The sequence below is a fragment of the Natrinema sp. HArc-T2 genome (assembly GCF_041821085.1).
Classification (GTDB): Archaea; Halobacteriota; Halobacteria; order Halobacteriales; family Natrialbaceae; genus Natrinema.
The window spans coordinates 177,600-195,629 of record NZ_JBGUAZ010000003.1 but is presented as its reverse complement, the minus strand read 5'-3'; the positions used below and the strand labels follow the sequence as shown (position 1 = coordinate 195,629).

Sequence of the window (18,030 nt, the reverse complement as noted above, 5' to 3'; positions counted from 1 at the left end):
TCAGTAGACTGTCGAACGACAGTCCGTGAACACCCGATCGCGTTTCGCGTGCGATCGGTGTGTGACCCGTTTTATCCGACGCCCTCAGTAGATAAGATCGTCGTCGTTTTCGACCATGTACAGCGTGCGTGCGGCGATATTAACCGTGTGGTCGCCAACGCGCTCGAGGTCCCGAATCGTCAACAGGAGCCGCGACACGTCCTGGAGCAGCTGTTCGACCTCGCCGGGTGACTCGAGTTCGCGCTCGATGAGGTCGCGGACGACGATCTCGCTGGCCCGTTCGGCGAAGTGGTCGAGTTCGTCGTCGCGGCCCGCCAGTTCCCGACAGGCCTCGGTATCCTCGTCGTCGTAGGCGACCATCGCGTCTTCGAGCATATCGAGGGTCAGTTCGCCCATCTCCTGGACGTCGACGTCGGGGAACAGATCGCGCTCGGCGTCGAGCGTGTACTCGCCGAGGTTGGTCGCGAGATCGCCGATCCGTTCTAAGTCGGTGATGATCTTGAACGAGGCGGCGATAAAGCGCAGATCGCTCGCCACCGGCTGTTGGAGCGCGAGCAGGTCGATACAGTCCTGCTCGAGATCGAGATACATCCGGTTGATCTCGCCGTCGCCTTCGATCACTTCGCGGGCGAGGTCCTCGTCTTTCTGTTCCAAGGCGTCAAGTCCCATGCGAAGCCGTTCCATGACGACTTCGCTCATGTAGAGGACGTCCTCACGGAGTTCCGTGAGTTTGTCCTGATACGATTGTCTGGCCATACCGTTTTCACGGTGTCCGTTCCTGATAAAGGCTGCGTGCAGTACCAATTCTAGCGACGACTCCGACGTGAGACCTCCCCTCTCGCTCGTCGACCCCTAAGCCCATTCCGGGACCTCGAGCGATTGTGGAGGACGTACTACCGGAACCACTCGAGAACCGGTTTCGACCTAAACGAGGGTGGCCGGTACTCGACATCGTGTTTCAGTGCGAGCAACCCGCCGAGAATCATGGGGACTGCAACGGCTGATGTGAGCGAGTTGAGCAGCAACCAATCGACCGACAGTCCGTACAGCGTCTGGTCGACGGGCGCGAACAGCCGGACACCACCCGACAGGGAATCAAGGACGATCTGTGACCCGAACCCGATCGCAGCAGCCTGCCGGGGCCGAAATACGAGAAGAGGGCGACCACGATGATACCGCCGAGAAGCGAGTGTGTGAGTCCCCGATGACTCCACAGGGTACCGGCGACGTATCCAAGTTCGACCAGCGGCCGAAAGACGAACGTATGGCTGTCGGGAACGGTAGCGGCGAGCGCCGCAACGAGGTACGGCTCGGGCCGTCTGGACCGACCCATCAGCATGACCAGTGCCAGCCCGACCAGGATGTGAACCCCAGTGGCGACCATCCGTTTCTGACGGATGCGATATCAGCTAATAAAGCGCACAGTTAGAATTCAACACATAATCGGTCGCTCGACTGTCTCCGCATAGATGACGTTCGACTCTGAGAAAAACGCAGCCGATCGCAACCGACGGCTCGACTGAAACCGCGAACCGCACGGCAATAGCGCGACGGTTTGATTACCCGAACTTACCGGTGATGTAGTCCTCGACGCGTTGACTCTCGGGGTTCTCGAAGATCTTGTCGGTGTCGTCGAACTCGGCGAGTTCGCCACCGGTCAGGAAGACCGCCGTCTTATCCGAGATTCGGGCAGCCTGTTGCATGTTGTGCGTGACGATGACGACCGTATATTCCTCGGACAGCTCTTCGATCAGGTCCTCGATCTTCGAGGTCGCGACCGGGTCCAGCGCCGACGCCGGCTCGTCCATCAGGAGCACGTCCGGGTCGGGTGCGATCGCACGGGCGATACAGAGGCGCTGTTGTTGCCCGCCCGAGAGGTCCAGTCCGCTCGAGTCGAGTTGGTCTTTGACTTCGTCCCAGAGCGCAGCGCGGCGGAGTGCCTTCTCGACGATCGCGTCGTAATCGCCTTCGATTCCCTGGACGTTCAGGCCGTAGGCGACGTTGTCGTAGATGCTCTTGGGGAATGGATTCGGCGACTGGAAGACCATCCCGATCTTGCGCCGAAGGACGACTGGATCGACGTTATCGTCGTAGACGTTTTTCCCTTCGAAGTTCAACTCGCCCTCGATTCGTGCAGCGTCGACGAGGTCGTTCATCCGGTTGATACACCGGAGGAACGTCGATTTCCCACAACCGGACGGACCGATGATCGCGGTGACCTTTTCGGCCGGGATCTCGATGTCGACGCTCTGCAGCGCCTGCGTCTCGTCGTAGAACACGTCGAGGTCCCGGGATTCGATTACTGTCCTCGTTTCTCCCCCGGAGCCGCCCGACTGGCCGGTGTCGATCGACGAGTCGACGAGCGGATCGCTCGTTTGATTCGATCCCTCGAAGTCGGTCGATTGGCTACCAGTACGGCTGTCCGGGTCAGTCATTGAATCTTGTGTCATAGGTTACTCTCGGCGTTGATACTTGTTACGAATCAGGATGGCAGCGCCGTTCATGAGCAGGAGAACGACCAGTAGCGTGACAACGCCAGCTGCCAGCACGCCGTGTCGGAACGCGGCGTCGATCTCGCCCGACCAGGTGTAGATCTGGCGCGGCATTGCGCTGAACTTGTTCGTGAACGAATTCGGTGCGATTCGGACGACCGCCGGTGCGCCGATGATGAGCAGCGGTGCCGTCTCGCCGATCGCTCGTCCCATCGCGAGGATGTTGCCGGTCATGATGCCCGGTAGTGCTTCCGGAAGGACGACATTACGAGTCGTCTGCCACTTGGTCGCGCCCATGCCGTAAGATGCTTGGCGCATCGAGTCAGGAACGGCACTGATCGCCTCTTGTGAAGAGATGATGACGATCGGAAGGATCAACAGTCCGACGGTGAACCCGCCGACGAGGGCGGTTCCCGAACCGAGTCCGCCCGCTCGGATGAACAGTGCGAGCCCGAGAACCCCGTAGACGACCGATGGCACGCCGGCAAGGTTCCCGATGTTGACCTCGATCAGGTCGACGAACCGGCCCCAGCGACCTCGTTGCGGAGCATACTCCTCGAGATAGAGTGCGGCGCCGACGCCGACCGGGAACGCGGAGACGACGATGATGAGCAACATCATCACCGAGCCGACCAGCGGCGGATAGAAGCCAGCGTCTTCGGGCGTCCGCGAGGGGACGTTCGTCAGGAAACCCCAGTCGAGCCACGGCGTCGGGCCGGCGACCCCGAGGGCGTCCGTAAGGACGACGCTTGCGACGATCCCACCGACGACGATCAGCGGGAACGCGAGCCCCGATACGCCGGCACCCCGACGGACGATGCTCTCGACGTAGAGAGCGACGGGGACGGCGGTGACCGTAACGAGCAGCATCCAGACGAACGGGGTGATGCCAACGACGGGTGCAACGCCGAATCCTGCTGCCGCCCCGACGAGCGTCAGTACTGCAGCGATCGCACCGTCACGGTCGTTTTCGCGTTGTCTGCGGACGAACAGGCCGACAACGACTGCGACCGGCACGACGAACGATCCCAGCAGCGCAAGCGACTGCGTCGGCAACATCGGCAGCGAGAGGATGAGCCCCGGAATGAACCAGAGCGCGAGCGCTGGCACAGCCACGACGACAACGAGTCGCTCGAGGTCGGCCTCCGTCCGAACGCGGCTGTGGGCGTACACGATCCCGCCGGCGACGACGAGCGAGACGAGGATCGAGAGCCACTGATAGACGCTGACGACGTGTTCGAACGTGATGAACACCCCGCCGGTGAGCAGCAGCGAGACGACCGGTAAACCGAGCGCGATGGTCGCCGTCTCGCCCGCTCTCGTATCGCGCGTATAGTAGTAACCGACCGCCGCGAGGGAGGGGACAACGACCGTTCCAATGGTTACGAGGAGCCACCCCATGTCCGCCGAAAGGGGCTGGAAAGCGTCGTTCGCGACGTACAGGAGGAGCACGAACACGGACAGCAGGGCCAGAAGGGTCGCACTGAGACAGAGCGTCTTGAACGCCTGGCCACGGACGCGACTGACTGCCTCGCCCGTTCCGTACCATGTTCCGGTCTGCTGGTCGGTCGCCATTATCTATCCACCTCCATCGTTTCGTCGGTGTCACTCATTGGTACTCCTCCTGATAGCGTGATGCGACGTAATCGCTCGCGAGGTTCATCACGAACGTGATGACGAACAGCGTCAGTCCGAGTGCGAACATACTCAAATACGTTGCCGAGCCGCCGGTCGCGTCACTGGTGACGGCGCTAACCATACCCGCGGTCATCGGCTGTCCCGAACTGAGCAGGTTGTCGAGTGGGTTCGCGAAGTTGAACATCCGCGGTCGCAAGCCGGCGGCCATGACGACTATCATCGTCTCACCGATCGCCCGCGAGAGTGCGAGGATAAACGACGAGAAGATCCCCGAAATAGCCGCCGGAATCACGACTCCGGTCGACACTTCGTATTTCGTCGCCCCCATCCCGTAGCCCGCCTGCCGGAGCGAGTCCGGCACAGAGCTCATCGCGTCTTCCGACAGCGACGAGACCATCGGGATGATCATGATCCCGACCATGACCGACGCGGACAGCAGATTGAACGTGCTGACGGGGATGCCGATCCACTGGAGTGCAGGCGTCAGGTAGACGAGCGCCAGATAGCCGTAAACGACCGTCGGAATCCCGGCGAGGATCTCGAGCGACGGTTTCAGGATCGACCGCATCCGGTCGCTGGCGTACTCACTGAGGTAGACGGCAGCTGCGACGCCGGTCGGCACCGCGACCAGCGCCGAAACGACCGTGATGATCAGCGTCGCAGTCACGAGCGGCCAGACGCCGAAGGTCCCGCCGTCGGAGCGGGCGATCCACTCCGTTCCGGTAAAGAACCCAGCTACCGTGGCGTCTTCCGTCATGAAGAACGAAATCGCGTCGGTAGCCAGCGTGTAGATGATCGCCGCTGTAACGAACACGGTCAGCGCGGCACAAGCGAACAGCAGCCACTTGTAGATGCGCTCTTTGACGACTCGACCTGACGATGCGCGTGTCAAGTCGACATCTATCGATCGTTCACTCATTTCTGGGGCGTAGTTGACTTACCATCGTGAATCGTTCGATTCGCTGCGTCAGTTCGCTTCGTTCTCGAGTTTGTCGAGATTCGACTGGGCCTGCTCTTCGCTGACGGGGACGTAGCCGACATCGGAGATGACGTCGGTCGAAGACTGCTTGATGTAGAACTCGACGAAGTCGTAGACAGCATCCTGCTGGAGCGCTTCCTTGTTAACGTAGATGTACAGCGGTCGCGCCATCGGATATGCGCCCGACTGGGCCGCGTTGATGCTCGGTGCGGTGCACTCGTCGTCCTCGGTCTCGCGGATCTCGAGTGCTTTGAGTGCGTCCTGATTCTCCCGATAGTACGCGTAGCCGAAGTAGCCGATCGCGTTTTGAGTCGACGAGATGCCCTGGACGAGCTCGTTGTCGTTTTCGGTCTTCTCGTACTGCGTGACGTGGCCCCCGGCATCGCCGATGACGTTGGTATTGAACCAGTCGAAGGTTCCAGACGTCGATGGCGGGCCGAAACGTACGATTTCCTCATCGGGCCAGTCGGAGTTGACGTCGGACCACGTTTCTGCGCCGCCCTCGCTCCAGAGCTGGGCGAGTTCGTCGTAGGTCACACAGTCGATCGGCGAATCGTTGTGGACGGCCATCGTGACCGCGTCTTTGCCGATCTGGAACTCGATGGGGTCGACGCCGCTGTCGCTGCATTCTTGGACCTCGGCGTCCTTGATCGGTCGCGAAGCACCGTTGATATCGGAGTCGCCTGGACAGAAATTGTTGTTGAAGCCGCCACCGGTCCCAGTCGAGTCGGTGGTGACGCTTATGCCGTCGGTTTGATCCATGAACTCTTCGGCGAGCCTGTCGGAAACCGGGAATACTGTACTACTTCCCGTGACGACGACACGCTCGTTCCCACCATTATCCGTGTTTTCGGTACAGCCGGCGATCGCAGCGGCACCCACTGCGCCCGTCGCGGCCAGGAACTTTCGTCGAGAAAACGAGCGGCCCGAACGATCCATCTGGGTATCGGTCATCAGGTGAACGTTCGACTGTATATAGAAATACGATGCTATGTTAGCTATGTATTGCTATATAGATAGCCATAGCTCCGAATAGCTCACTCGGCGAAGACCAATTCCGCGACATTGAACGGTTTAACGCGTGACTGGCGGCGCTGGGTGCTATGAGCACGTTCATCACATATTACATAGCCGACTATAGACGAGTGAGACTATAGATTTCGAAAAACTATAGTGGGGATCCTGCCAGACGAGATATCGTCGCCACTCTCAAAAAACCGTTCCGGTATGGCGGCACTGTAGACTCGAGCTCCGCAATAAAAACACCGGTCGATTCGGTCCCTGTTCGGATCGAAACCGACCGCAATCCCGTTACTCCCCGGCGATCTCCTCGAGCGTCTGGAGATTCGTCGCGGCCTGTTCGTTGCTCGAGGGGACATAATTGACCTCCTCTGCGATCCAGTCTGCCGTCGAGTTCTCGAGGTAAAAGCGCACGAATTCGGCGACTGCCTCGCGCTGCAGTGCTTCCTCGGACGGGTAAATAAACAGTGGTCGAGCCATCGGATAGGAGCCCGTTTTGGCTGCCTGCAGGCTCGGGTCCCCACACGCGTCACCCTTGTTCGCTTTGACCGCGAGCGCTTTGATACGGTCTTTGTTCTGTGCGTAGTAGGAATACCCGAAGTAGCCGATCGCGTACGGACTACTCTCGAGTCCCTGGACGATGGTCTCGTCGTCCTCGGTGCTGACGTAGTCGGATCGGTGGGTGCCGGCACGGCTGACGACGTGCTGAGAGAACCAGTCGTAGGTTCCCGATGTCGTGTCGGGGCCGTAACGTTCGAACGGCTCGTCCGGCCAGTCGGCGTTCAGGTCGGCCCACGTTTCTGCGCCGCCCTCGTGCCAGATTTGGGCGAGTTGGTCAAAAGAGAGGCAGTTGGCCCACGTGTTCTCTGTGCTGACGGCCATCGTGAGTGCATCACCCGCGATCTGCAGTTCGACCGGCGTCACGTCGTTTTTCCCACAGTGGGTTTTCTCCGTATCCTTGACCGGGCGCGACGCTGCGTTGATGTCCGAATCGCCGGGACAGAAGTGGTTCTCGAACCCGCCGCCGCTGCCAGTCGAATCGACCGTGACGGTGACGTCCGGGTGCTTCTCCATAAATCGGTTTTTCATCTCCTCGGAGATCGGATACACCGTACTCGAGCCCGTAATCGTGACCTCGCCGGAGAGGCTGTCGCTGCCCTCGGTTTCATCCTGGCCGTTGCCAGCGGGTTCGTCATCACTGCTAGTCTCGCTTCCGAGACAGCCGGCGAACGCAGCCGCCGTTACCCCGCCGGTCGCTGTTAAGAAGTTCCGCCGCGACACCTCCTCGAAAGACCGCCCGAACTGTTCGCGTCTCATCATGTGAACGACGCGGAAGCCTATAAAAATACGATGCTATGAGGACTGTATATCTATCAATAGTATCCAGTTCGGATATAGATCCGTTTGCCGCGTCGTAGCCCAGATCACTCAGGCGAGCAACTCCTCGCTGTTCTCGAGTGCATAAAGCGTCCGCGCAGCCACGTTTACCGCGTGGTCACCCACGCGCTCTATGTCGCGGACGATTACAAGCGTCCGAGAGGCGTCCGTGAGAACGTCCTCGAGCGGCCACTCGTCCGACTTGCCCAGAGACGCCTGCGCACTGTTGACTGCATCGCCGTCGACGCGGAGGTCGATGAGCGTGCGGACGATGCGCTCGGTTACGGCCCCACAGCGGGCGTCGAGTTCGTCGTCACGGTCGGCGACCGCAAAACAGGCTGTCACGTCCTCGGTGACGAACGCCTCGACCGCGTCCTCGACCAACTCGAGTGCGAGCGCGGCGATCCGCTCGAAATCGACGTCGGGAAGTGTCGGTGCGGATCCGGTCGATGCCAGCGTATACGCCGCTATGTTGGTCGCGAGATCGCCCACCCGCTCGAGATCGGTGACAATCTTGAACGTCGCGATGACCCTCCGGAGGTCACTGGCGACCGGCTGGTACAGCGCCAGGAGGTCGAGACATTCGCTCTCGATCTCGAGCGAGCGGCGATTGACGGCCTGATCGTCCGCGATTACTTCGCGTGCGAGCGCACGATCGCCGGCGAACAGCGCGCTGAACCCGTCAGCGAGCTGGTCGCGGACGAGATCGCCCAGTGCGATGACCGTCTCACGAAGGCGCTCGAGGCGGTCCTGATAGTCCTCGCGCGTCATCACCCGAACTTGCCGGTGACGTAGTCCTCGACGCGCTGGCTCTCGGGGTTTTCGAAGATCTTGTCGGTATCGTCGAACTCAACGAGTTCGCCGCCGGTCAGGAAGACGGCCGTCTGATCGGAGATCCGTGCGGCCTGTTGCATGTTGTGGGTGACGACGATGACCGTGTACTCCTTGGCGAGTTCTTCGATCAGGTCCTCGATCTTCGCGGTCGCGATCGGGTCCAGCGCGGAGGCCGGCTCGTCCATCAGGATAACTTCGGGGTCGACAGCGAGACAACGCGCGATACACAGCCGCTGTTGTTGCCCGCCGGAGAGACCGAGGGCGTTGTCGTCGAGGCGGTCTTCGACCTCGTCCCAGAGGGCTGCGTCCCGAAGACATCGCTCGACCAGTTCGTCTTCTCTGTCTTTGTCATCGCGTCCGAGCAACCGGGGAACCAGCCCACGCTCGAGGTCGCCGTGTTTTCGCGGGCCGTAGGCGACGTTCTCTCGGATCGACTTCGGGAACGGATTCGGGTGCTGGAACACCATGCCGATGCGTTTCCGCAGTTCGACGAGATTGGTGCCGTCAGCGTAGATGTTCTGGCCGTTGAACGTGACTTCGCCCTCGACGCTGGCACCTTTGATCCGATCGTTCATCCGGTTGAGACACCGGAGGAACGTGGACTTGCCACACCCCGAGGGACCGATGAGCGCCGTCACGCTCTTTTCTGGAATGTCGATCGAGATGTCTTTGAGCGCGTGGTCGTCGCCGTACCAGACGTTTAAGTCCTCGACCGACAGGACCGGCTCGCCGTCGAACGTGTACTCGCGCCACTCCGCTTTCGTGTGCTCGTCGCTTTCACCGGTCGTCGTTTTGTTGCTCGACGTCACTGCGTCGGCGTCTGTTCGTTCCGTCGTGGTAGTAACGCTTGATTCTGTCATTGGTGGAGCTTACTTCTGAAGTACCGTCGGCTCGCGACACCCATCGCGAAGAACGCGAGGACGACACACAGCAAGACGAGTGCTGTTCCCCAGCCGAAGGACTCTTCGGCACCGACTCCGGCGGTGATGACTGCGTACAGTTGATAGGGGAGTGCACTCGCCCGCTCGAGCAATGCCGGGTTCGAGACGTGGATGAACGGCGGCTGCGGGCTGACCCGGATCATGAAACTCGAGAGGATACCGGGCGACCGCGTCGGGAAGTTCGGCCCGTTGAGGACGAGCAACAGGGGCGCGGTTTCGCCGGCGATACGACCGACACCGAGGATGACCCCGGTGATGACCCCCGGCATCGAGGCGGGGACGACGACGCTTCTGATCGTCTGCCACTTCGAGACGCCGAGTGCGGCGCTTGCGTCCCGATACTCGTCGGGGACACTCTTCATCGCCTCTCGACTCGTGATGAGCACGAGCGGGAGGAGCATGAATCCGAGCACCAACTGGGCAGCAAAGATCGATGGGTTGCCGCCGAATCGCGGGACAAGGAACGCGAGTCCGAACAGCCCGAAGACGATACTGGGCGTGCTCCAGAGACCGTTCGTGGCGATGTCGACCGCGCGGGTGAAGAGACTGTCTTCGGCGTACTCGGTGAGGAAGACGGCAGCCCCGACGGCCAGGGGAACGGCGAAGAGGACGGCTCCGAGGACGACCCAAATCGTCCCGACCATCGCCGGCATCACGCCTTTCTGGATGCCGAGCCCCTGTGACGGGTTCATCACGAACGGCCAGTCGATGGCACCGTTGGCTGCGATCCCGACTGCACCGCCGACAGCGCTGCCCGTGAACACAGCGTGCAGACAGCAGATAACGAACGCGCCCACCGTGACGCCGCCAGTCCGTGTCAGCGGCGGAATCCACGTCGGGAGCGACTGACCACTAACGCGTGCGCTCCCGGTCGCGACGGCCGTAATCGCCGAAACGCCACCGACGACGAGCGCGAGTATCGGGACGATCGCGAGTCCGCCGACCGCGAGCTCGACTCCGACGAGGAACTCGAGGAAGACGAGCACGATCATCGCGCCGACTGCGACGGCGATGAGACGGGCAACGGTACGACCAGCCTCGGTGTCCGGCGACCACGGCGAACTCGAGCGCCGGAGTACGTTCAGGAAGACGAGGCCGACGAGCAGTCCCGGCAGCGCACCGACGGTGCTCGTCGGTTCGATCGTCACCGTGTCCCCCGAGATGGTGTGGTTCGCGACGATTGCATATGTGAAGGCCAGGGTGACGAGTCCGAGTACGGTTACAACGGCGAGTTGAACGAACGAACCGATCTTGTCGGTCCCGTCCGCGGTCGCCGGGTTGATGTGTCCACCCCGAACCGACACGACGAGCGCCGCCGCGGCGAGGAGCAGGGCCGTCCCGGCACCGATCGTGAGGTTCTCGAGGACGACCATGATGCCGCGCTCGAACACGAACACGAGGAGGAACGCAAGCACCGAGAGCGTGAGCAACACGACCAGTGAGATCAGCAGGAACGCTCCGTTCTGTCTGCCACGCGTGCCGAAGCCATCGTAGGCGATCGCGCTCGATTGGCCTGCGAGGAGACCGCCGACCATCGTCAAGAGCGGAATCGCGAGTTGCCCAGGAATAACGGCGTCGAACGCCGCGGGTTCCCACGTCCACGACGGGGAGATCACGCCGGTCGTGATGGTGACACCGACGAAGGCGACGAACGCCGCGGTCGGAATCGTCGCACCGAGATCCTCGCGCGTCATGAGCGTGAGCGCGCCGACGAGTGGCCCCACGACCACGGCGACGATCCATCCGAGTCCACCGAGCCCGAGCGTGTTACTGGCGACGAAGCCGGTGGTGGCCGTCCAGAGGAACGCCTGAACGAGGCCGGCGCTGAGACCGGGCGATCGGTCGGGCGTCGTCTGAACCCCGCCCCACCGCGAGACGGCACCGAGCATCCCGGTCGCGATGCCGAGTGCGAGGAGCACCCCGCCGAAGTACGTCGCCGTCGAGACCCACCCGAACAGTGCTGCGATACTGAGCACGAAGGCCCCGAACGAACCGACGACGACACCGATCGCACTTCGTTCGTAAGTCGTGTCACCGCTGTCGACGAGTTGTACCTCGTATGCGTCGCTCATTGTCCACCCCGCAGTTTCCGATGCATTCGCTGTTCGACGAGTTCCGAGACGATACCGAGTCCAGTGACGATGACCATCAGGAGAACGCCAGCGGCGAACAGCGCACTCCAGAACAACTCACCCGGCGTGACGTGTCCGTAACTGGCAGCGATCAGCGTCGTCAGCGTTTCCGTGCTGTCGAAGGCGTTGTACAGCTCCGGTTTAGGCAATCGACGGCTGTGTGAGATCATCACCGTCGCGGCCATGGTCTCACCGATGGCTCGGCCAACCCCCAGCAGAACAGCCGCGGAGATACCGGAGAACGCGGTCGGAATGGAGACGCTTTTCATCGTCTGCCAGTCCGTCGCACCCATCGCCATCGAGCCGTCTTTCATCGACTCCGGGACCGCCGAGAGGGCGTCTTCGGCCACGGAGATGACCGTCGGAAGCGCCATAAAGCCGATCACGAGTCCGATGGCGAACAGCGCGCCCGGATTGATCGACAACAGATTGCCGACGTAGGGGTTGATGACCGTAAACCCGATGAAGCCGTACACGATCGACGGCACACCTGCCAACAACTCGACGGCTGGCTTGACGATTTCACGCAGCCAATCGGGTGCGATCTCGCTGATGAAGAGCGCCCCAGCGACGCCAAACGGGGCCGCGATTACGATCGCGACGACCGTCGTGAGCAGCGTCCCCCAGATCATCGGAACGAGCGAGAACTGCCCCTGCGTCGAACTCCATTCGTTCGAGCCGAACGGCCAGATGAGGTCGAGCCCAGCGTGGCGAACCACCGGAATCGCCTCGAGGATCAGAAACACCCCGATGAGGCCGAGCGTCGAGAGCGTTGCGGCAGTCATCAGAAACGTCACCACCTTCGCAGTGAGTGCCTGCCGAGTCACCCAGCCGATGCCGGCGGCCAACAGGAAGCCGTACAGGAGTAGCATCGTCCACGTCGATTGGATGACGAATCCGGCGAACGTCCCGATGATCAACAGTATCTGTGCCGTCACAAGGAGCAGACTCGGCCGGTCTAAGTCCATCGCTGTTCGAACCAGCGACAGCGTCCGGCGCGATGTCTGTGATGCCGCTTGTGACATCGTCGTGCGTATGCCTAACATAATAGTGTTATAGTGTGTGATTCTCGACTGGAAGATAGTCAGACCGGACGATAGCCGGGCGGCGCGAGCCGAGAGAACCGATCAGGCCTGGTCTGCCAGCTTTCCTCGTTCCTCCTCGCGACGCTCCGGTGGGAGTTTGAAGTAGTTGTTCGGTTCGACGAAGTTCGTCTGCCCGAACTCCGAGAGGATCATGTTGATAAAGGCGCTCTCGCGTTTGTCAGTTCCATCGTAAGTATAGCAGTGAAGGTCCCGGCTGAGCGGATATTCCTTTGCACCGAGGTTCGTGCCGTACTCGTAGAGGGTGCCGTCCAGCTCGAGGCCGATCGGCGGGGTCGCACCGTCGGGTTCGACGAACGCGAGTGCGATGTACGCGATCGCGTTGTCGTTTTGCTCGACGAGGGTCGCGACCTGCTGGTTTTGCCCCTTTCGGGTGTCGGGATCGATCGGTTCCTCGGGGTCACCGTAGAGATTGCTGCGGAACGCGGTGTCGGTCCCGGAGTCTTCCGCACGACCGATCGCGTAGATCTCCTTGTCCGGGCCGCCGAGTTCGCTCCAGTTCGTGAGCTCTCCTTTGTAAATCGCGCGGAGTTCGTCGCCAGTGACCTGCGTGACGCCTGCGTCGTAGATCTCGCGGCTCACGACGATCGGCTGGCCGTCGACAGCAACGACGTGGTCAACGATGTTGTCCAGTTCCTCGTGGTCGGATCCGAGGATGGATTCGGCCGTCGAACTCGCGTCACCGATATCGACGCGTTCGTTGATGACTCCCTCGACACCCGTCCCGGAGTGGCTCAACGCGACCTGCGTCGGGAACGGCGGGACGCTGCGCTCTTCGGTTGGTTCGAACCCGTAGAGGCCAGCCCAGTAGTCTGCGAGGTTTTGATCCGTGTCGATATCGTACTGGCCCGGCCCCCAGTACTCCTGGTCGTCTGCCGGCGGGTTCCCGTTCCAGAGCGAATCAGCGTCATTGGTGATCGGGTAAACGGTCGACGAGCCGTCAGCCGTCAGCGGTTCAGTGTCGCTGCTCCCCTCGCTTGCGTTCCCGAGACAGCCGGCGGCTGCCATCGATCCAAGAGCGCCGGTCGCAGCGATGAACTTCCGTCGCGATACCCCGTCAGCAGAGGGCCCGAACTGGTTGTCTGCCATCACGTGTGCAATTCGGGAGGCTATAAAAATACGATGCTATGAGCCATATATATGGATCAGTTGCCACATAGTTCTCTCATACCTACATAGTGCTATAGAGCACTACCGGTGATTGGCTCGTCTGATCTGCTGTCACTGTGTACCGGTGCAACTGTGATCGTCGTGCAGGTGTACTGGAACTGACTGACAGAAGTTGGCACACACTCGCGCATGCGCGAGCCGTGGCTCGATCGGCGGATCGCGACACTCACTTACAGCCGGCGGTCTAACGAGCGATATGGTTTCGCTGCAGGGGATGGCAGTCGCGCTGGTGGGAGTCGCAGCCATTCTCGGCTGTGCCGGTGTCGTCTACCGGGACGCGGCCCGAAACGAGGTCTCGAGGCCGCCGCTCTGGGCAGGTATCGTAATCGTCGCCTGGGGGAGTGCGTTGGGACTCTATCTCGCCCCGCTTGCCGTTCCGATTCCCGGCTTGCTCGTGATGGTCGTCGGTGGGCCGGCGCTGTACCTGTTTGAGCGCGACGACACGACACATGGCGACGAGCCTGCCGATCCGTTCTCGCTGCCGGATGGCTCCGACAGCGACTCCTCGAGCGACAGGCGCCGCGACGACTGAGACGGGCTGCTGTCACTGGATCCCGGCAAACCCACGGGCGGTGTCGTGGGTGCGCCAGCACCCACTGACAGGAGTCTGTCTGACCGGGCACCCGCTCGGCACACCACACGCCTTTTGCCCGACCCGATCCAACAGCCGCTAACATGAGCGATTCCGCACCCTCCGGGGCCGACGCCGACGATGGCGGAGCGGCACAGGTCTCGAGCCCGGACTACCACAGTGAGAACCACACGGCAGCCCAGACCTGCGGCTGGACGGCAAACGCCCTGCGCGGCGAGGGCAAGTGTTACAAGAACATTTTCTACGGCATCGAGTCCCACCGCTGTATCCAGATGACGCCAGTCGTCCGGTGCAACGAGCGGTGTGTCTTCTGCTGGCGCGATCACAACGGCCACGCCTACGAACTGGACGACGTCGAGTGGGACGACCCCGAAGCGGTGGTCGACGCCTCGATCAAACTCCAGAAGAAACTGCTCTCGGGCTTCGGCGGCAACGAGGAGGTTCCCCGCGAGGTCTTCGAGCAGGCGATGGAACCGCGCCACGTCGCCATCAGCCTCGACGGCGAGCCGACGCTGTATCCCTACCTGCCCGAACTCATTGAGGCCTTCCACGACCGCGACATCACCACCTTCCTCGTCTCGAATGGCACCCGTCCCGAGGTGCTCCGTGAATGCGACCCCACCCAGCTGTACGTCAGCGTCGACGCCCCCGAACGCCACACCTTCGATCAGGTCGTCGGCGCGATGGAAGACGACGCCTGGGAGAAGCTGCTCGAGACGATGGCCGTCCTCGCCGAAAAAGACGAGACCCGCACCGTTATCCGGACGACGCTCGTCGACGGCGAAAACATGCACCACCCCGACTGGTACGCCGGCTTCTACCAGCAGGCCGATCCCGACTTCATCGAACTGAAAGCCTACATGCACGTCGGGCACTCACGGGGCCGCCTCGACCGCTCGTCGATGCCCGACCACGAGGACGTCATCGAGTTCGCTGAGAAAGTCACGGAGCACATGCCCGAGTTCGACGAGGTCATGGGCGTCCCGGCATCGCGCGTCGCGTTGCTCTCGAAGACCACGGACACGTGGGTGCCGAAACTGAAAAAGGGCAGCGAGTTCTGGAATCGAGACCCTGTGACCGGCGAGTAACCGCACCGGCAGCAGCCCAGCCACGCCGACCCGTGCAGTGTACCCCACCCCCGGTCGGCAGCTCGAGCCAGCCGGTGGCAAGAACAGTTATAGTAGCCACTGAAAGTCAATGTACACCCGATCGCACGAGGACTGTTCGATCGGTGTGTAAATCGTTTCAGTTGTTACTATAGGTGCCCAACGACAAAACACCCGACAGTGACTCTTCGATCGTTTATCGAGGACATCGGTTCACCCGACCGGACGATCGCAGTCGTCAACGAGGATGCAGCGGGACCACTCGAGGCGATGCTCACCGACGCGTTCGACGGCCAGTCGATCAGCGTCGACCCGGATGCGACCGTCCCGTCCGAGAGGCAACTCGCGCCCGAGATCGCCACGACGCTCGAGACGGGCGCGGATACCGCCGTCCTCCTCGAGGACGGGACGCCGGTCGCAGCCTCCCCAATGGACGAGTTGTACGACGCGCTCCTTGCGATCAACTCCGATCTGTTCGTCACTGGCGCACGCGGTGTCGGCGAGATCGAGTTTCCCGACGTGCTCTCGGGGCTTGCAGAAACCCGGCTCCGACTACGCGGCTATCCGCTCGCACACAAAGAGAAGCTCCTGTTGATCATCGTTTCCCGATATATCGAACAGCGGGCTTGGGCGGGCGGAGCCGGAACGCTACGATCAGCGTTTCAACACCTCTCGCGTCTCGACGACGAGATCGGCACCCACGACGTCTACGCAAGCCTCGAAGCAACCGATGTCGACATCCACGTCTACGGTGCCGATAGCCCGGCGACAATCGACCTCGATGTGACGGTCCACACCGGAACAGCCGCCGAGTACCGAGATGGCTGGTTCGTCGTCTACAACCCCGACGAGCACGTCGATCGTTCGGACGCGTCGGCTCTCGAGCCAGCGGCACTGGTCTGTCTCGAGGTCGAACCGCGTGTCTGGGATGGCTTCTGGACGTACGATCCCGATCGCGTCGCCGCGATAGACGACTACATCGCACGCGAACTGTAGCGGTCGACCACGCGAGGGACACGCGGTCACAGCCGCCCGGCGACCTAGCTCATACGGTCTACTGTCAGTCAGTACCGGTGCACCCGCGACCGCCCTGCGGTTGCACCGGGACATCGGTACAGCAAACCGTATCAGTTGTTCCCGGTGACATCGAGTCGCGACTCCCGGACGACGCCTTCGACCGTCACGCGAAGTTTGTGGCTGATGGCGAACAGCGCCACCGAGTACACCGCTGCACCGAACGCGACGACGCCGAGGAGGTGATACCACCGATCGACAGTGACGATGTCGACGAGCGGTCGGACCAGCACGAACATCAACACCGCCGCGGCAACTTGCTCGAGCAGCGTCCGGGGAAAGAGTTCGACTGCCGGCAGCTCCCGTTTGACGACGACTGCAGAGAGGCCGTAGCGGAGCGTCTCGGCGACGATCGTCGCGATGACGACCCCGATCGCCCCGTAGGCAAGCGTCAGCGCGACGCCGAGGACGATGTTCAGCGCAAGCGTCGTCGACGAAATCCACGTGTTGGCTTCCGGTCGGTCGATCCCGCCGATCGCGCTCGTGAGTGGGCCGCTTTGTGTGCTCACGATCTGGAACAGCGCGAGCCCAACCAACAGCGTGGCGGCGTCGGCGTATTCGGAGCCAAACGCCGTCACGACGAGCTGTTCGGGCATCGCAGCCGCACCGAAGAACAGGGGAACAGCGACGATGCTCGCGAACGCGAGCGTGTTCGAGACGTCGTCGCTGACGTCTTCGCCCTGGCTGTGAAGTCGGCTGACACGGGCCATCAGCACGCTCTGGGCGGCCATCATCACGAACGTTGCCGGGACGGTGAGCTTCAGCGCGACTTCGTACTGGCCGGCTGCCGCCGGCGCGAGGAGATAGCCGAGCAGGAGGATGTCGAACCGATCGTAGGTCTGTCCCAGAAACGAGTTCGGAATGCTGTATTTCGCGTACGACCAGAGGCTCTCGAGCGTGTCGCGGGAGGGTATCGCCGGTTTCGTCCGCACGAACCGCCAGAGAACCGGCAGCGAGAGAAGCGTCGCCGCAGCCAGCCCGTAGGCCATGCCGGCGGCACCGAGTCCGAGGAGAACGAGTGCAAGCTGGAGCGGGAACGTCAACAGCGACCGGAAGGTGTCGACCCACATCGAAGCGCCGACGAGTCCCCGCGCCTGGACGACGCGGTCGGTCGGCTCGTAGAGCGTGACGGCACCCATCAGGACGACGAACAACACCGGTGCCGCGGCGAGTCCCGTATAGGACACGAGCCACTGCGACGCGAGGACGCTGACCGCGCCCATGAGTCCCAGCCAGCCGAGCGTAAACACCAGTTGGCCGCCGATTAGCTCCCGCTCGGGAGCCCCGACTTCCGAGAACCGTTTCATGATCGCCGTCCCCCAGCCGTTGACCGCCCGGTCGCCGAGTTTGACCAGCGAGAAGAGCAGGTAGAACCCGCCGAACCCGGTCGGCCCGAGCACCCGCGCGAAGACGACGGTGCCAGCGAAGCCGATCGCAGCCATCGTGAACTTTGCGACCGTTGCCTTCACCGTCTCGCCGCCAAGGCTGACCGACGTCGCGTCCGTCATTCGTCTCGAGCCGACGGCGACAGACCGACGATTCTAGCGCGACTCGTGTGGCCCACGGGGCCGG

Annotated in this window: 15 protein-coding genes and 1 pseudogene; 3 read left to right on the top strand and 13 right to left on the bottom strand. The window is 62.0% G+C overall.

The window, feature by feature from the left end; all coding sequences use genetic code 11:
* Window positions 1–84 precede the first annotated feature (84 nt).
* The 12 genes and pseudogenes from phoU (ACERI1_RS08595) to ACERI1_RS08540 form a co-directional block, all read right to left on the bottom strand.
* On the bottom strand, window positions 85–756 hold the full coding sequence (phoU, locus tag ACERI1_RS08595) for a phosphate signaling complex protein PhoU (protein ID WP_373617699.1): 672 nt from the start codon (window positions 754–756) through the stop codon (window positions 85–87).
* 137 nt (window positions 757–893) lie between these two features.
* Window positions 894–1,384 (bottom strand): annotated as a pseudogene (locus ACERI1_RS08590) (metal-dependent hydrolase).
* A 175-nt stretch (window positions 1,385–1,559) separates the two neighbouring features.
* Window positions 1,560–2,450, bottom strand: a complete 891-nt coding sequence (pstB, locus tag ACERI1_RS08585) for a phosphate ABC transporter ATP-binding protein PstB (protein ID WP_373617698.1) — start codon at window positions 2,448–2,450, stop codon at window positions 1,560–1,562.
* A gap of 3 nt (window positions 2,451–2,453) precedes the next feature.
* Window positions 2,454–4,067 (bottom strand): phosphate ABC transporter permease PstA, encoded by a 1,614-nt coding sequence (gene pstA, locus ACERI1_RS08580; protein ID WP_373617697.1) that lies wholly within the window; start codon window positions 4,065–4,067, stop codon window positions 2,454–2,456.
* Between the two features lie 34 nt (window positions 4,068–4,101).
* On the bottom strand, window positions 4,102–5,049 hold the full coding sequence (gene pstC / locus ACERI1_RS08575) for a phosphate ABC transporter permease subunit PstC (RefSeq protein ID WP_373617696.1): 948 nt from the start codon (window positions 5,047–5,049) through the stop codon (window positions 4,102–4,104).
* 48 nt (window positions 5,050–5,097) lie between these two features.
* Entirely contained in the window at window positions 5,098–6,063 is a 966-nt protein-coding gene (locus ACERI1_RS08570) for a phosphate ABC transporter substrate-binding protein PstS family protein (protein ID WP_373617695.1), read from the bottom strand.
* A gap of 357 nt (window positions 6,064–6,420) precedes the next feature.
* Window positions 6,421–7,446 (bottom strand): phosphate ABC transporter substrate-binding protein PstS family protein, encoded by a 1,026-nt coding sequence (locus tag ACERI1_RS08565; protein WP_373617694.1) that lies wholly within the window; start codon window positions 7,444–7,446, stop codon window positions 6,421–6,423.
* Window positions 7,447–7,557: 111 nt separating this feature from the next.
* Window positions 7,558–8,277, bottom strand: coding sequence for a phosphate signaling complex protein PhoU (gene phoU / locus ACERI1_RS08560; RefSeq protein ID WP_373617693.1), 720 nt, complete (start codon window positions 8,275–8,277; stop codon window positions 7,558–7,560).
* Window positions 8,277–9,200, bottom strand: coding sequence for a phosphate ABC transporter ATP-binding protein PstB (pstB, locus tag ACERI1_RS08555; RefSeq protein ID WP_373617692.1), 924 nt, complete (start codon window positions 9,198–9,200; stop codon window positions 8,277–8,279). Before pstB (ACERI1_RS08555) ends, phoU (ACERI1_RS08560) begins: the two co-directional genes overlap by 1 nt.
* A complete protein-coding gene (gene pstA, locus ACERI1_RS08550; protein ID WP_373617691.1) occupies window positions 9,197–11,353 on the bottom strand; it encodes a phosphate ABC transporter permease PstA in 2,157 nt (718 codons plus the stop codon). The genes pstB (ACERI1_RS08555) and pstA (ACERI1_RS08550) overlap by 4 nt, the downstream gene beginning before the upstream one ends.
* Entirely contained in the window at window positions 11,350–12,438 is a 1,089-nt protein-coding gene (gene pstC, locus ACERI1_RS08545; protein WP_373617690.1) for a phosphate ABC transporter permease subunit PstC, read from the bottom strand. The genes pstA (ACERI1_RS08550) and pstC (ACERI1_RS08545) overlap by 4 nt, the downstream gene beginning before the upstream one ends.
* A gap of 102 nt (window positions 12,439–12,540) precedes the next feature.
* A complete protein-coding gene (locus tag ACERI1_RS08540) occupies window positions 12,541–13,605 on the bottom strand; it encodes a PstS family phosphate ABC transporter substrate-binding protein (RefSeq protein ID WP_373617689.1) in 1,065 nt (354 codons plus the stop codon).
* A gap of 277 nt (window positions 13,606–13,882) precedes the next feature.
* Here ACERI1_RS08540 and ACERI1_RS08535 point away from each other — a divergent pair, with 277 nt between their 5' ends.
* The 3 genes from ACERI1_RS08535 (at window position 13,883) to ACERI1_RS08525 (ending at window position 16,380) form a co-directional block, all read left to right on the top strand.
* Window positions 13,883–14,218, top strand: a complete 336-nt coding sequence (locus ACERI1_RS08535; RefSeq protein ID WP_373617688.1) for a hypothetical protein — start codon at window positions 13,883–13,885, stop codon at window positions 14,216–14,218.
* Between the two features lie 143 nt (window positions 14,219–14,361).
* A complete protein-coding gene (gene twy1, locus ACERI1_RS08530; RefSeq protein ID WP_373617686.1) occupies window positions 14,362–15,366 on the top strand; it encodes a 4-demethylwyosine synthase TYW1 in 1,005 nt (334 codons plus the stop codon).
* Window positions 15,367–15,564: 198 nt separating this feature from the next.
* Window positions 15,565–16,380, top strand: coding sequence for a histidine kinase (locus ACERI1_RS08525; protein ID WP_373617685.1), 816 nt, complete (start codon window positions 15,565–15,567; stop codon window positions 16,378–16,380).
* A gap of 131 nt (window positions 16,381–16,511) precedes the next feature.
* Here ACERI1_RS08525 and ACERI1_RS08520 read toward each other — a convergent pair whose 3' ends face one another.
* Window positions 16,512–17,966 (bottom strand): lipopolysaccharide biosynthesis protein, encoded by a 1,455-nt coding sequence (locus ACERI1_RS08520; RefSeq protein WP_373617684.1) that lies wholly within the window; start codon window positions 17,964–17,966, stop codon window positions 16,512–16,514.
* Window positions 17,967–18,030 lie beyond the last annotated feature (64 nt).